Raw genomic sequence first — 14,572 nt, 5'->3', positions numbered from 1 at the left:
GGGCGGCGTCAGCCTACGACAGCGTGGCGTCGCGCGTGGCGTCGTCCACCTCGCCCTCGAGCTCGCCCATCAGCACCTCGACCTTCTGCTGCGCCTCGTTCAGGCGGCCCTGCAGCGCGCGCAGCAAAGACACGCCGCGCTCGTAGCTGACCAGGCTGTCCTCGAGCTCCAGCGAGTTGCTCTCCAGAACCCGCACGATGCCGTCGAGCTCGCCCATGGCCTCGCGGAACGTCAGCTCCTCGACGGGCTTGCGATCACCGGTCTCCATTGTCCTCATCCTCCCATAGTATCATCTCGATGTCCTCGCGCCGAGCCGACTCCACGCGGCACGCCAGCACGCCGTCCGACACCGTCACCTCGAGCGCCGAGCCAGGCGGCGCGTCCTCGACGCGCTTCGCCACGGCGCCTTCTTGGGTGCGCGCGATGGCGTAGCCGCGCCCGAGGACGGACAGGGGCGACAGGTCCTCCAAGCGCGCGGCCGCGAGCGCCGCCTGCTGGCCGAACCGGGGCACGAGCCCGGGCCCCAGCGACGCGAGCCGCTGCCGCGCGTGCCCGACCTGCACCCGATCGCGCTCCAGGTTGGCGGGCAGGGCCGGCAGCAGACGCTCACGGTACCGCTCGAGCGCGGCCCGCTCGCGCGCCACGCCCTCGGGCAGGAGGCGCGCCAGCCGCTCGCGCTGGCGGTCGAGCGTGGCGCGGTCGCGCTCCAGGTTGGCGGGGATGGCTCGGAACAGCCGCTCCGAGGCCAGGTCGACGCCCTGCATCGGGGCGGCGAGCAGCAGGTTCGGGTCCCGGAGCACGGGGCGCTCGGCGCAGCGGCGCACCTCGGCGGCCGCCCGCTCCACGGCGCGCCCGGCGCTCATGGACAGCGAGCGGGCATGCGCGCAGAACAGCTCCGCCAGGCTCTCGCGCGTGGGCGTGACGGCCATGGCCGCGTAGGTGGGCGTGGAGGCGCGCCGGTCGGCCACCATGTCGGCGATAAACGTGTCCGGCTCGTGCCCGATGCCGGTGACCACGGGGATGGGGCACGCCGCGATGGCGCGCGCCAGGGCCTCGTCGTTGAAGGGCATCATGTCCTCGTAGGACCCGCCGCCGCGCCCGACCAGCATGACCTCCACGCCGGCGCGGTACATGCAGCGCATGCCCTCCACGATGCTGGCGGCGGCCTGGGCGCCCTCCACCTGCACGCCCGCCACGAACACGCGCGCCACGGGGAAGCGGTTGCGCAGCGTGCGCAGCATGTCGTGCACGGCGTCGCCGCGCGGCGAGGTGACGATGCCGATGGTCAGCGGGAACTGCGGGATGGGCAGCTTGCGCGCCGGGTCCATGAGCCCCTCGGCCTCCAGCTTGCGCGCGAGCGCCGCCACCTGGGCGCGCAGGCGCCCCTCGCCGGCAAGCTCGATCGAGAACACGTCGAAGTTCATGCGGCCCTTGGCCGCGTACAGCGTGAACCTGCCGGTCAGCTCGACCAGCTGCCCCACGGCCAGATCCACGCCCGAGGCCTTGTAGCGGCCCATCCACATCATGCAGGGCAGCGCGGCGTCGGCATCCTTCACCGTGAAGTACACGGCCTTGTAGCCGCGCTTGCTGCTCGTCTCGGACACCTCGCCCACCAGGCGCACGACCACGCCCTCGAGCGCGCCCTTCGCAAGGGCCATGGCCGCGGAGACGGAGAGCGCCGCAGACGCGCCCCCGGCGCCCGCCTCGTGCCCTCCGCGCGCAGGGCCGCCCACAGGCGCGGCAGCGCACGAGTCGGCCGCGGAGGAGCCGGCCGTCGCGGCGCGCGCCCGCTCGAGCGCGTCGGCCAGGGCCGCGCGCGTCCCTTCTCCTCGATCCCCCATGTACGCCTCCGCTATTCCCGGCGCTGGCCCAGCAGCCACAGCAGCTGCAGGATGGACGTGAGGGCCGCCGCCACGTAGGTGAGCGCGCAGGCGCGCAGCACGCTGAACGCACCGCCCTGCTCGGACTGCGGCAGCGCGATGGTGTCCATATAGGTCATGGCGCGGCGCGAGGCGTTGAACTCCACCGGAAGCGTGACCAGCTGGAACAGCACCACCACGGCGTACATGACGATGGCGAGCGTCGTGAGCTGATTGCTCACCAGTATGATGCCCAGCATGAGCAGGAAGATCCACGCGTTCGAGGCCAGGTTCACCACGGGCACGATGGCCCCGCGGATCTTCATGGGCGCGTAGTTCTCGGCGTACTGGCAGGCATGCCCCACCTCGTGGCACGCGGTGGCCGTGGCCGTGATGGAGCGCCCGTCGAACGCGTCGGGCGAGAGCGTCACCGAGTTCGTGCGCGGGTCGAAGAAGTCCTGGCCCGGCCCGCCGCGGTGCACCGCCACGTCCGTCACGCCGTAGTAGGCGAGCATGCGGCGCGCGGCCTCGGCGCCGGTGAGCCCGTTGGAAATGGGCACCCTCGTGTACTTCTTAAGCTGCGAGTTCACGTACCACGTGGCGAGCCCGCCGATGGCGAGCGTGGCCACGATCAGCAGCAGGTATTCATAGCTCAATCCGAAAAACATAGGACGTAACCACTCCTTCGAAGAGGTTGCTTCCGCGACCGCATGGCGGCCGCTTTTTACCGTACACCTGTATTATACAAGAGCGTGAAATCGGGCTGAAAACGCGCGGCAAACAGCGCGGAATCACCAAAGGCGCGTTACCGAGCCGTGATCTTCCCGCAACCTTGCGGCCGCGGGCCTTTATCAGGAGCGGCCTGCCCAGGTGCCCGCCGCCTTTCCGGGCCGCGCGAACCCGGCCGGCCTCACGCGGCGCCGGGGCCCTCCCGCCGCTCCACCTTGAGCCCGCCGTCCAGGCTAAGCGCCAGCCGGCCGTCCAGCAGCTCCAGCAGCTCCTCGCCCACGATGGCGCGCCGCCAGCCGCGCAGCAGGTCCACGCCCTCGCGGTAGCCGCGCGCGACGCGCGCCAGGTCGTCGTGGCTGGCCAGCGTGGGGAACGCGATGCCGTTCTCCTTGGCCCTCAGGCGCACGAGCGCACTCATGAGGTCGAGCTCTGCATCCACGTTCGGCTCGCTCTTGCCGCAGCGGTCGAGCTCGGGCCACGTGTCCGGCGGCGCCGAGAGCGCCGAGGAGATGAGCGACACCACCGCGCGCGCGTCCTTCGTGGACAGGCGGTCGGACAGCCCCCGCACCATGAACAGCTCGTCGATCGTGCGCGCCTCGCGCTTGCACGCCTCCACGATCTGCTCGTCGGTGACCACCCACTTCCGCGGCACGTCGCGGCGCTGCGCCTCCAGCTCGCGCCAGGCCGCCACCTCGCGCGCGGCCGAGAGCTGCCGGCGCGACAGCTGGGACACGCGCTTGAGCCGCCGGAAGCGCTCGCGCTCGTTCGCCTCGTAGCGCGCCGGGTCGGACAGCTCCTCGAAGTCGTGGTCGAGCCAGTGCAGCCGCCCCTTCTCCTCCAGCGCCGCCCGCATGCCCGCATACAGCCGCGGGAGGTACACCACGTCGTCGGCCGCGTAGTCGCGCTGCGAGGCAGACAGCGGCCGGCGCGACCAGTCGGTGAACGAGTCGATCTTCTTGAGCGACACGCCGCATTCGGCATGCACGAGCGCCGCGTAGCCGATCTGCTGCGTGTGGCCCAGCAGCGCCGCCGCGATCTGCGTGTCGAATACGGGGCGCGGGAGCACGCCCACCTCGCGCAGGATGATCTCCAGGTCCTGCCCCGCCGCGTGGAAGAGCTTCACGATGCGCTCGTCCTCCAAAAGCGGCGCCATCACGGAAAGGTCGTCCATCTCGAAGGGGTCGACGATCACCACCTCGTCGTCGGTGGCCATCTGCAAAAGGCACAGCTTGGCGTAGTACGTCTTCTCGCGCAAGAACTCCGTGTCGATGGCGAGCACGCTCGACGAGCGCGCCCGCTCCACGAATGCCGCGAGGTTTTCCTGGGTAGCAATATACATGTACGAGATTCCTTGCCTTGTCATCCGCGCTCCATGTTGTACTATGCCATCATAGCAAACAGAAAGGGATTGTGTGAAACTGCTCGTCATCAACAACCTTGCCTCGGGTTTCGGAGAAGGGTCCGTCTACGACTTCATCCGCTCGTTCGCCCGCGACGGCGACGAGGTGTGCGTGCGCTCGACCGACGGCACCACCGACGTGCGCGACCTCCTGGGCGACGCGGAGGCGTTCGACGCCGTGGTGGCGAGCGGCGGCGACGGCACGGTGGCCACCGTGAGCTACCGTCTGGCGAACACGGGCGTCCCCATCCTGCCGTTTCCCGCGGGCACGGCGAACCTGCTGGCCGCGAACCTGGCCTCGCCCATGGAGCCCCACGCGCTCGCGAAGCTCGTGCGCGAGGAGCGCACGCTCGACTTCGACCTGGGCGAGATCGAGGTGGACGGGCAACGCTTCGGCTTCGGCATCATGGCGGGGGCCGGCTACGACGCGGCCATCATGCACGGCGCCGCGCCGGCGAAGCGCCTCCTGGGCCCCATGGCCTACTTCTCGGCCGCCTTGGCGAACCCCTTGCCGCAGACCTCCAAGTTCAAGCTGGACCTCGACGGCGAGCACGTTGAGAGCGAGGGCCTGGGCATCCTTTTGGTGAATTTCTCGAAGATCCAGTTCGACATCACGGTCACGCATGAGAACGAGCCGCGCGACGGCGTGTTCGACGTGGTGGTGCTGAAGGCCCAGAACGCCTTCGAGCTCATCCCCGCGCTCCTCGCCGGCCTGCTCGACCGCGGCGGCGACTTCCCCGAACGCACGGGCTCGCTCGAGATCCACCGCGCCCGCGAGGTGCGCGTGGAGGCCGACCCGCCCATGGAGGTGCAGTACGACGGCGAGGCCACCAACCTCACCACGCCGTTCACCGCCCACATCATGCGCCGCGCCGCCCGCTTCTTCGTGAGCGAGGAAGGCTGGAGCCTCTTCGCCGAGAAATAGGGCGTGGCAGGGGGACGCCCGTCCCCCTGCCACGCCAGACGCCATCCCCGCCCCCTGCCTCACGGCCGGCTGGAGAAGAGGGGCACGCCTACTTCTCCGCGGGCTCCTCGTACGTCGGCTCGACGTCCTCCACCTGGGCGCCTATCTCCAGCGGGGCGTCGAAGGCGGCGCTCGCGGTGCTCGAGGAGGCCATGAGCTCCTTGAACGATGCGGCGTCCTCTCCGGCCATCGGCATCATCACGTACACGTTGTTGCCGATGATGACGGGCCGGATGCGCTCGGCGGCGGCCGCCTTCGCGCCCTCGGCCGAAGCCCCTGCGGCGGCATCGCCGTCGGCATCGCGCTTCATCTGCTCCATCATCTCGGCGCGCACGCTGTCGATCTGCGCGGCCGTCTCGTTCTGCCAGCGCTCCTTGCGCCACGCGAGGACGTTCGCGTTATAGCGCATCTGGATGACCTCGAGCACGATGCAGAACACCATGGCGAAGTACACGATCAGCTTCTCGAGCGGCATGTGCATGAGCTCGATGCCGGTGTGGAAGCCCGCGCTGTCGATGACCAGCAGGCAGCCGATGGCCACGATGAACGTGAGCGCGAGCATCTTCATCTCGGGGTGCCCGTTGATGAAGTTGGAGATGGGGTCGATGAAGATCATCATGAGGAACACGGCCAGCATGACGGCGATGATCATGATGATGAGGTGGTCGGCCATACCCACGGCCGTGATGACCGAGTCGATGGAGAACACGAGGTCCATGACCATGATGGTGCCCACCGCCTGCGGCAGCGCGATGCGGTGGAGCGCCTTGTGCTCCTCGCAGTGCTCGGCCTTGAGCTCGGTGAGCTTGAGCGTGTCGCGCAGCTCGGCGATGCCCTTGTAGATAAGGTAGGCGCCGCCGACGAGCAGCACGAGGTCGCGCACCGAGAACCCGTGCGCGTAGGGCCCGAGGTCGATGGTGAACAGCGGCGTGGTCATATGCACGAGGAACGACGCGAAGCACAGGAAGACGATGCGCATGACGAGCGCGCCCGCCAGGCCGAGCTTGCGGCCGATGTGCTGCTTGTCCTCGGGCAGGCGGTTCGTGGTGATCGAGATGAACACCAGGTTGTCCACGCCGAGCACGATTTCCAGGAAGATGAGGCTGACCAGGCTGATCCATGCCTCGGGCGATGCGAAGATTGACAGATCCACGGGTTGCTAGCTCCTTTGTCGGGTTCCTCGTCCGTACCGCAGGCGGGCAGAGTCCACAAAAAAGACTCATGGCGCGGCTGCATGCATGCAAGCTGCGCCATGAGTCTCGTTATTCAAGACACGCCAGGCTTTTCGGCCATGATGTTGAACGTGCCGCTCGCGCTTCCAGAGCGCGAGCCAACTACTCCCCCACGGGCGAGACGTATCCTATCACGGAGCGGTGTGGGAACAATGCTATAATGCCCAAAGCACACAAACCCCTCAGGAGTACGCTCATGTTTTTCAACGCGCGAAAGAACGGCTACGACGCGGGCGACGGCCCCGTCCGCTACCTGGACGGCAGCTCGCTCACCCGCCCGCTGGAGGCGCCCCGGCCCCAGATGCTCGCCATGGCCGCGTTCGTCTTGGCCGCAGCCGTCATCGGCGGGGTCTTCCTGTTCAACGTCATCGACAACGTGACGCACTCGGCCGAGCGCACGCGGGCGACGGTCGAGCAGAACCTCGCACGCCCCGCCTCCATGGCCAGCCTGCCGAACCTCGCCTCGCTCGTCGGCCTCGATGCCGAGGGCGTCAAGACCGCGTTCGCGGAATCCGGCTGGTCCATCGCCGACAAGGGCGCGCTCTCCGGCGACGAAAGCGGCAACCTGGACCTCATCAAGCTGCCCGACGACGTGAGCGAGGCCCAGGCCCTTCTCATGTACAGCAACGTATCCAGCCTGTCCGCGGCCGACGCCACCCTGCTGCTCAACGGATCATGGCAGTTCACGTCCGAGGCGGGCGGTTCCGTGAACATGCGCGTGAAGTACGCCGACTTCTCGTCCGGCAGCGTGGAGGCCGCCGTGCAGACGGCCATCGCCTCCGAGGGCTTCGATCCGGCCACGGCCGGCGAGATGGCCGTCGACGAGTCGGGCAACACGTTCCAGGAGGGCACGGTCGCCGCAGGCGACGCCACGTACCACTGGCGCGTGTCCGCCATCAAGCTCTCGAGCGTCTACGACATCAAGGGACTGCCGGACACCGCCGTGTACGTGGGCATCCGCCTGTACGCCTAGACGCCCCGCCGCAGGAGGCAGGTGAGACAGGGGGACGGGAACGATGCCTCGTTCTGCGGCGCAGCCAAGGGCGGTACCTCCCTGATGACACAGGACATGACGCAGCGTGACACAGGACGGGGATAACGTCATCATTTTTGTTTGCCAAAAATGATGACGTTATCCCCGTCCCCCTGTCTCCCCTGTCTCCTCTTTAATTATCCACCGCAAAAAATAGAAGAAAACCCTTGCCCCCTTGAGGGGCTTCCCCGGTGCATCCTCGGGGCTACCCCGATTGGCAGGACCTCGCCTTCGGCGCATCATACGAGGTGAGGAAAGAGGGAGCGAATGAGACTATCAAGCGTCATAGCCGGCCTGTCAGCCGCTGCCGTGGCCTTCCAGGGCGTCGCCTATGCCGTGCAGGGCCCCGCAAAGAGCCTGTTGCGACCCCCCGGGGCGCAGGGCGAGGCCGATTTCTCGGCCCGCTGCATCAAATGCGGCAAGTGCGTGGAGGCCTGCCCGTACGTCGCCCTCTTCCCTGCACCCGGCAACCAGGGACTCGCCGCCGGGACCCCCATGGTCGACGCGCGCGCCCAGGCCTGCCGCCTGTGCGAGGACTTTCCCTGCGTCGAGGCCTGCCCCACGAACGCGCTGCGCGGCATCGAGGAGCGCTCCGACGTGCGCATGGGCACGGCCGTGATCGACGAGGATCTGTGCATCGCGTTCCAGGGCATGCGCTGCGAGGTGTGCTACCGCACCTGCCCGCTCATCGACCAGGCTATCTCGATCGACTACCGCCTGCGCGAGGGCGATGCCATCCATTCCGTGTTCGCTCCCGTCATCGACGAGGAGCAGTGCGTGGGCTGCGGCCTGTGCGTCGAGCGCTGCGTGGTGGACGAGCCGGACGTCGCCATCCGCATCAGGACCGACGCCGAGCATCCCCGTGCCGGCGCCTGACCCAAGCACTGCCAATCCGTTCGAGGAACGGTGGGATAGAAGAGCGAAGAGCTAAAAGCTAAGAGCTAAAAGGGAGAGAAGGAGGGGTGTCATGGACATCTCAAGACGAGCATTCGTCAAGGCGACGGCCGTCGCGCTGGCGAGCGCCGCAGCGGCGGGCAGCTTAGCGTCGATGACCGGCTGCGCGGGCGGCGGTTCGGGCTCCACGGGCGCCGCGTCGGGCGGCGAGGGGCAGAAGCACACGGCCGTGTGCCGGTTCTGCGGCTGCGGATGCGGCGTGATCTGCGAGGTGAAGGACGGCAAGCTCGTGAGCGTGACGGGCGACCCGGAGAACCTTTCCAACAAGGGACTCAACTGCGTGAAGGGCTACTACCTGGGCAAGATCCTCTACGGTGACGACCGTCTGACCAAGCCGCTCATCCGCGAGGACAAGGCCACGAAGGGCACCGACGAGGGCCTGCGCGAGGCCACGTGGGACGAGGCGCTGGAGCTCGTGTCCGCGAAGCTCAAGGAAACGTGGAAGGCCGACAAGACCCGCCTGGCGTTCTGGCTCTCCGGCCAGCAGCCCATCACCGAGGGCTACGCCTGCGCCAAGTTCATCAAGGCGGGCCTGCTGTCCAACAACGTCGACCCGAACGCGCGCCTGTGCATGGCCAGCGCCGTGGTGGGCTTCATGAACGTGTTCCAGACCGACGAGCCGGCCGGCTGCTACGCCGACCTCGACAACGCCGACGTGTTCGTCACCTGGGGCGCCAACATGGCCGAGGCGCACCCCATGCTGTACTCGCGCCTCACGGCCCGCAAGCTCTCGGGCAAGAACGTGAAGCACTACGACCTGGGCACGCTGCGCACCCGCACGTCTGTTAGCGCCGATACGGTCATGCTGTTCAAGCCGAACACCGACCTGGCCATCGCGAACTGCATCGCGAACTACCTCGTGCAGAACAAGAAGTACGACGAGGCCTTCGTGAACGACCACCTGCAGTTCAAGCAGGGCACCGAGAACATCGGCAATGCCACCGACGACGGCTACGACGCCAGCGACGTGGGCAAGACCGTCGACGCCGTGAGCCCCATCACGTTCGAGGAGTACGCCGCGCGCCTGGCGCCCTACACCTTCGAGTACACCTCGGAGCTCTCCGGCGTGCCGGCAGAGGACCTGAAGGCGCTCGCGCTCGAGTTCGCCGACCCTGACAAGAACATCATGTCGCTGTGGACGATGGGCGTGAACCAGCACAACCGCGGCACCTGGATGAACCACAACCTCTACAACATCCACCTGCTCTCCGGCAAGATCGCCCGCCCCGGCTGCGGCCCGTTCTCGCTCACCGGCCAGCCCACGGCCTGCGGCACGGCCCGCGAGGTGGGCACGTTCTCTCACCGCCTGCCCGCCGACCTCCTGGTGGCCAACGCCCAGCACCGCCGCTACACCGAGGCCATCTGGGATCTGCCCGAGGGCTACCTCGACGCCATCCAGAAGCCCGGCATGCACACGGTGAAGATCTTCCGCGAGATGTCGAAGGGCAACCTCGACTTCCTGTGGACCGCGCACAACAACTGGGCGCAGTCCATGCCGAACCTCACCCGCTTCCTGGGACAGGGCGACAAGAAGGGCATCTTCGACACGTTCATCGTGGTGAACGAGGTGTACCCGACGCTGTCCACCCAGTACGCCGACGTCGTGCTGCCCGTGGCCCTGTGGGTGGAGCGAGAGGGCCAGTTCGGCAACGCCGAGCGGCGCACGGCGGTGTTCGAGAAGGCCGTGGACCCGCCGGGCGAGGCCAAGTGGGACCTGTGGGCGTTCATGGAGGTGGCGCACCGCGTGCTCGACGGCGAGCAGATCGACGGCAAGGACGCCTTCGACCACCTGTTCGGCTTCATCTACGACAAGGGCGCGCACGACTTCAAGAACGACGGGCGCGAGACGAACCGCCTGCTGTGGGAGGAGTACCGCATCTTCTCGAACCCCGAGATGAACGAGAAGGCCAAGGCCATCAACGACGACGCCGACGGGAAGTTCAACGCGAAGCTGAAGATGGAGGCCAAGCAGCTGGCGCCCTACGAGGAGTACCTGGCGCGCCACGGCATGACCTGGCCCGTGCGCAACGTGGACGGAAAGTGGCTCGAGACGCACTGGCGCTTCGCCGACGGCAAGCAAGCCGACGGCTTCGACGAGATAGGCGTGGCGAAGTACGGCAAGCAGGGCCTGGCCAACAACCTGTCGTTCTACAAGTCCGCCAACCTGAAGCCCTCGGTGGTGTTCCGCCCCTACGAGCCGCCGGCAGAAGAGCCCGACGACGAGTACCCGTTCTACTTCTGCACAGGGCGCCTCCTGGAGCACTGGCACACCGGCACCATGACGCGCCGCGTGCCCGAGCTCGACCGCGCGCTGCCCGAGGCGCTGCTGAACATCCATCCGAACGACGCGTCGAAGCTCGGCGTGAAGGACGGCGACCTCGTGCACGTGAAATCGCGCTTCGGCGAGTTCGACATCAAGGCCTCCACGGCCGGTCGCACCGAACCGCAGGAGGGCATCGTGTTCGCGCCTTTCTTCGCCGAGGAGACGCTGGTGAACCTGGCGGTGCAGGACACGTACTGCCCGCTGTCGAAGGAGCCCGACTACAAGAAGACCTGCGTCTCTATCACGAAGGTCGAGGGGTGATCGCTATGAGGAAACATTTGGTTGCCGGCGCCCTCGTGGTTGCGATGGCGTTCGGTACGCTGGCCGCGGCCGGATGCTCGGGCCCCGCGCCCGCGGAGGACGTGAACGCGAACGTGCCGGTCGGCGCGCCGCCGCTCATGCCCGCCACCCATCAGGACCGGTTCGAGACCTTGGGCGCCTCCGGCTGCTACGGCTGCCACGGCGCGAGCGAGCGCTCGAACCCGATGCTGAACGGTTCCAAGGCCATGCCCGAGGACCACTATGCGGACGGCTCGTCCCAGACGCTCGAGCTCGATCCCACGCACGACCAGTGCAACACCTGCCACGTGCAGGGCTAGCACGTCGAGAAAGCACCCTTCCCCGTTGGGGCGGCTCCCTCCGCCGCCCCAACCCCCTTCGCCACCTTGGCTGTCCGCGAAAGCGTTCCCTGCGACCGCTTTCGCGGACAGCCAAACGGAACGTGCCCCGATGCGGGGCACCCGAATGCAAGGAGAACAGCATGGTCATATCAAGCCTCGTCGTGGAGACGACGCCCGAAACCACGGCGCGCGTGGCCGAGGACCTCGGCCGCATCGAGGGCGTCGAGGTGCACGAGACGAACGGCTACAAGGTCGTGGTGACCATAGAGGCCGAGACGCTCGACGAGTCGCACGACATCGCCAGCACGTTCGTCGCCCTCGAGGGCGTCATCGGCATCAACCTGGTGTACGCCAACTTCGAGGACGACCCCACGGTGCAGAAGGCAGCCGAGAGATGATGCGCACCCCGAACACCTCGCATTCACTCAAGTGGTCCTGGCTGCGGCACGCGGTGCAGATAGCGGCCCTGCTGCTGTTCGCCGCGCCGCTGCTCGTTGCCGGCTGGGGCCTGTTCGGGGTGTCCGTCGGCGGCGACGACCCTGTTCCCACTCCTGCCGACCTTCCCTTTTTCGGCAGCCTTTCCTCTTCATCGATAGGAGGGGTCACCCTCCTGGACCCGTTCGGGGTTCTTCAGGTCGTCGCCGCTTCCAAGACGTTCGAGCTCGAGTGGCTCTGGTTCGCGCTGCCGGTCGTGGCGTTCTACGGACTCGTGCGCGCCCGGGCGTTCTGCGGCTGGGTGTGCCCGGTGAACCTGCTGCTGGAGCTGGTGGACGCGCTGCGCCGCAAGCTGGGCATCAAGGTAAGCGAGGCGCCCGTGCCGCGCCGCGCGAAGATCGGGGTCGCGCTGGCCGTGCTCGTGCTGTCGGCGGCCACCAGCGTGCCGCTGTTCGAGTCGTTCTCGCCCATCGGCGCCGTGAACAAGGGCATCCTCTTCGGCAGCGTGGCGGGGCTCTGGACGCTCGGGGCCATCGTGGCGGCGGAGCTTTTCTGGGGCCACCGCGTGTGGTGCCGCGCGCTCTGCCCGCTCGGCGGCTTCTACGAGGCCATCGGCCGCGTGGGCGTGGTGAACGCGAGGTACGACCGCACGGCCTGCATCCACTGCGACGCGTGCCGCAAGGCGTGCCTGGCCGACCCGTCCATCCTGAACCCGGTGCTCGCCGGAGACGAGACGTACGTGCGCGCCGGCGACTGCATGGCCTGCGGCTCCTGCGTGGATGCCTGCCCCACCCGCGCCCTGTCGCTGGGCCTGGGCAAGGGCGCCAAGGAGGCGCCCGAAGCCTCCGCCGACGAGGTCCCCGCGAAAGCGTAAGGGCGCTCCCATAGCCGGTCGAAGGCACCTGCGCGATGCGGGACCGCCCAGCACGCCGGGCGGTCCCGCCGAGGTCGATCGCATGCGCCGGACAGCACCTCCCCCAACAGGCAAGCTCCCCTCCGGCCGGCCACAAGGGCTCACACGTCCAGCAGCTTGTGCTCCAGGGCGTAGGACACCAAATCGGCACGGGTCTTGAACCCGAGCTTCTTGTAGATCTTCGAGCGATGGGCTTCCACGGTCTTCACGGAGAGGTACACCTGCTCCGATATCTCCTTGTTCGTGTACCCCTTCGCCAGAAGCTGCAGTATCTCCAGCTCGCGGTTCGACAGCTGCTGGTAGGAGCGGTCCTCCTCCTCGCCGGCGCCCACGAGTTGCTTGGTGAGCAGCGCGGCCATCTTCGGGTGGATGTAGCTGCCGCCCCCGGCCACGGCGTGGACGGCGGAGAGCAGCTCCTCTGACGTGGAGTTCTTCAGCACGTAGCCCGCAGCTCCCCCGCGCAGCGTGTAGAACAGGTACTCGGGCTCGGCGAACATGGTGAGGATGACGATGCGCGTGCCGGGGAAGTCGCGCGCGATCTTCTCGCAGGCCACCAGGCCGCTCTGGCCGGGCGGCATGGAGATGTCCATGAGCAGGATGTCGGGCCTCTCGCGCGAGACTATCGTATAGGCCTGCGTGCCGTCCGCAGCCTCGGCCACCACCTTGATCTCGGCGTCCTGCTCCAAGATCATCTTGAACCCGGCGCGCACCACCTCGTGGTCGTCGGCCAGCACCACGCGTATCATGCCGCACCGCCTTCCGCCATCTTCATGGGCGCGACGAGCGTCACGACGGTGCCGCCCCCGTCGGAGGCCATCGTGAGGGTGGCGCCGATCAGACGTGCGCGCTCGCGCATGCCGGAGAGCCCGCAGCCGCTCCCCTTCACCTCGGGGTGCTCCACGTCGAAGCCGCAGCCATGGTCCACGACGGTGGCGTGCATCCAGCCGTCGGCGTCCTCCAGCGTCACGTAGACCTTGTCGGCGCCCGAGTACTTGCAGGCGTTCAGCACGGCCTCCTGGCAGATGCGGTAGGTTTGCGTCTCGAGCGCGGGGTCGAAGCGCTTGCGCGACAGGTTCCCCTCGAACACGATCTCGGCGCCGTAGGTCTTCTCGAACACGGCCGCCTGCGAGCGCAGGGCCGGGATGAAGCCCAGGTGGTCGAGCGCCGAGGGGCGCAGCTCCACCGAGATGTTGTGAAGCTCGTCCAGGATGCGGTCGATGTCGTTGTTGGCCTCCGTGAAGAGCTGGCGCGCCTCCGCGTCGCGGCTCAGGTACGGCTCAAGGCGCTTGAGCACGAACGAGATGCCCAGGAGCTCCTGGGCTATGCCATCGTGAAGCTCGCGCGAGATGCGCTTGCGCTCGGCCTCCTGGGCGGCGATGACGCGCGACACTTCCGAGTGGACGAGCAGCGGGCTGTCCGCCTCGTCGTCGCGCTTCTCCTCGGCGATGCGCTCGAAGTCCATGAAGTCGCTCGATACCAGGTCGAAGTCGGCGAGCCGGCCCTTCTGGTCGGCTATGAAGCGGCTGTAGCTCGTGCGGTGCGCGTCGCTCACGGTGCGGAACGCGCACAGGATGGCCCCCACGACACGGCCCTCCTTCACGAGCGGCAGGGCGCAGAAGCTGTGCAGGTCCTCGGCGAACACGATGGGGTACGACGAGTACTCGCGCGGGTCGATCTCGGCATCTATGTTCGTGAACAGCATGGGCTTTCCCGCCTTGATGACGATGCCGCCGATGCCGTGCCCGGGCGCGAGCACGATGCGGTGGTGCCGCTCGTCGGTGGCGCCCGCGCTGTAGATCCACTTGAGCGGCGCCCCCAAAAACGCCGTCAACCCCAAGCCCACGAAGTCGAACCCGTAGCGCTCCTTCAGGTCCTCCACGACACGCGCGTAGACCTCGCTCCTGCCCGCAAGCACGTCCTCGCAGAAATTCGACGCCCCCATGCCTCTCCCCCTCGCCTCGGTGCGGATGCAGCTGCCGCCGTCTCCGCGAAACGGCCTCCCCTTGCTCTTCCCCATTATCCCCTATTTCGCGTGCCGTTGCACGACATTCGGCCCGCGCGCGCCTGCGCAGGAGCCTGCGGCGCGCCTTGCCCGCCGCAGGGGCGTCGCC

14 protein-coding genes are annotated in these 14,572 nt (G+C 67.8%); 7 read left to right on the top strand and 7 right to left on the bottom strand.

From position 1 onward, the window contains the following. Positions 1-13: 13 nt before the first annotated feature. The 4 genes from xseB to rnd form a co-directional block, all read right to left on the bottom strand. On the bottom strand, positions 14-268 hold the full coding sequence (gene xseB, locus BN3560_RS13845) for an exodeoxyribonuclease VII small subunit (protein WP_015538814.1): 255 nt from the start codon (positions 266-268) through the stop codon (positions 14-16). Further along, positions 255-1,841 carry an exodeoxyribonuclease VII large subunit gene (xseA, locus tag BN3560_RS13840; protein WP_096228494.1) on the bottom strand — a complete coding sequence of 529 codons (1,587 nt, stop codon included), beginning with the start codon at positions 1,839-1,841 and terminating at the stop codon, positions 255-257. The genes xseB and xseA overlap by 14 nt, the downstream gene beginning before the upstream one ends. 11 nt (positions 1,842-1,852) lie before the next feature. Then, on the bottom strand, positions 1,853-2,527 hold the full coding sequence (locus BN3560_RS13835; protein WP_087192147.1) for a zinc metallopeptidase: 675 nt from the start codon (positions 2,525-2,527) through the stop codon (positions 1,853-1,855). Between the two features lie 242 nt (positions 2,528-2,769). Further along, complete coding sequence (rnd, locus tag BN3560_RS13830; RefSeq protein WP_096228493.1) at positions 2,770-3,927, bottom strand: ribonuclease D; 1,158 nt, start codon at positions 3,925-3,927, stop codon at positions 2,770-2,772. A gap of 73 nt (positions 3,928-4,000) precedes the next feature. Between rnd and BN3560_RS13825 the strand changes: the two genes are divergently transcribed. After that, on the top strand, positions 4,001-4,912 hold the full coding sequence (locus BN3560_RS13825) for a diacylglycerol/lipid kinase family protein (protein WP_087192146.1): 912 nt from the start codon (positions 4,001-4,003) through the stop codon (positions 4,910-4,912). An 88-nt stretch (positions 4,913-5,000) separates the two neighbouring features. On the opposite strand, the gene BN3560_RS13820 is transcribed toward BN3560_RS13825, so the two are convergent. Further along, on the bottom strand, positions 5,001-6,104 hold the full coding sequence (locus tag BN3560_RS13820; protein WP_087192145.1) for a TerC family protein: 1,104 nt from the start codon (positions 6,102-6,104) through the stop codon (positions 5,001-5,003). A 275-nt stretch (positions 6,105-6,379) separates the two neighbouring features. Between BN3560_RS13820 and BN3560_RS13815 the strand changes: the two genes are divergently transcribed. From BN3560_RS13815 to BN3560_RS13790, 6 genes are all read left to right on the top strand, one after another. Next, positions 6,380-7,156, top strand: coding sequence for a teichoic acid transporter (locus tag BN3560_RS13815; RefSeq protein ID WP_096228492.1), 777 nt, complete (start codon positions 6,380-6,382; stop codon positions 7,154-7,156). 327 nt (positions 7,157-7,483) lie between these two features. Continuing rightward, entirely contained in the window at positions 7,484-8,092 is a 609-nt protein-coding gene (locus BN3560_RS13810; RefSeq protein ID WP_096228491.1) for a 4Fe-4S dicluster domain-containing protein, read from the top strand. 91 nt (positions 8,093-8,183) lie between these two features. Further along, positions 8,184-10,754 carry a molybdopterin-dependent oxidoreductase gene (locus tag BN3560_RS13805; protein WP_096228490.1) on the top strand — a complete coding sequence of 857 codons (2,571 nt, stop codon included), beginning with the start codon at positions 8,184-8,186 and terminating at the stop codon, positions 10,752-10,754. Positions 10,755-10,759: 5 nt separating this feature from the next. Continuing rightward, the gene (locus BN3560_RS13800) at positions 10,760-11,092 is read left to right on the top strand and encodes a hypothetical protein (RefSeq protein WP_096228489.1); all 333 of its coding nucleotides are present in this window, start codon (positions 10,760-10,762) and stop codon (positions 11,090-11,092) included. 161 nt (positions 11,093-11,253) lie between these two features. Beyond that, the gene (locus tag BN3560_RS13795; RefSeq protein ID WP_087192140.1) at positions 11,254-11,511 is read left to right on the top strand and encodes a chaperone NapD; all 258 of its coding nucleotides are present in this window, start codon (positions 11,254-11,256) and stop codon (positions 11,509-11,511) included. Next, positions 11,508-12,422, top strand: coding sequence for a 4Fe-4S binding protein (locus BN3560_RS13790; protein ID WP_096228488.1), 915 nt, complete (start codon positions 11,508-11,510; stop codon positions 12,420-12,422). The genes BN3560_RS13795 and BN3560_RS13790 overlap by 4 nt, the downstream gene beginning before the upstream one ends. A gap of 140 nt (positions 12,423-12,562) precedes the next feature. Here BN3560_RS13790 and BN3560_RS13785 read toward each other — a convergent pair whose 3' ends face one another. Together BN3560_RS13785 and BN3560_RS13780 are read right to left on the bottom strand one after the other, a co-directional pair. After that, on the bottom strand, positions 12,563-13,207 hold the full coding sequence (locus tag BN3560_RS13785; protein WP_015538819.1) for a response regulator: 645 nt from the start codon (positions 13,205-13,207) through the stop codon (positions 12,563-12,565). Further along, positions 13,204-14,403: a GAF domain-containing sensor histidine kinase gene (locus BN3560_RS13780; protein ID WP_096228487.1), complete on the bottom strand. Its 1,200-nt coding sequence runs from the start codon at positions 14,401-14,403 to the stop codon at positions 13,204-13,206. The genes BN3560_RS13785 and BN3560_RS13780 overlap by 4 nt, the downstream gene beginning before the upstream one ends. Positions 14,404-14,572 lie beyond the last annotated feature (169 nt).

It is taken from the genome of Gordonibacter urolithinfaciens (genome assembly GCF_900199375.1).
GTDB lineage: Bacteria > Actinomycetota > Coriobacteriia > Coriobacteriales > Eggerthellaceae > Gordonibacter > Gordonibacter urolithinfaciens.
This window is presented reverse-complemented; position numbering and strand designations above follow the sequence as displayed.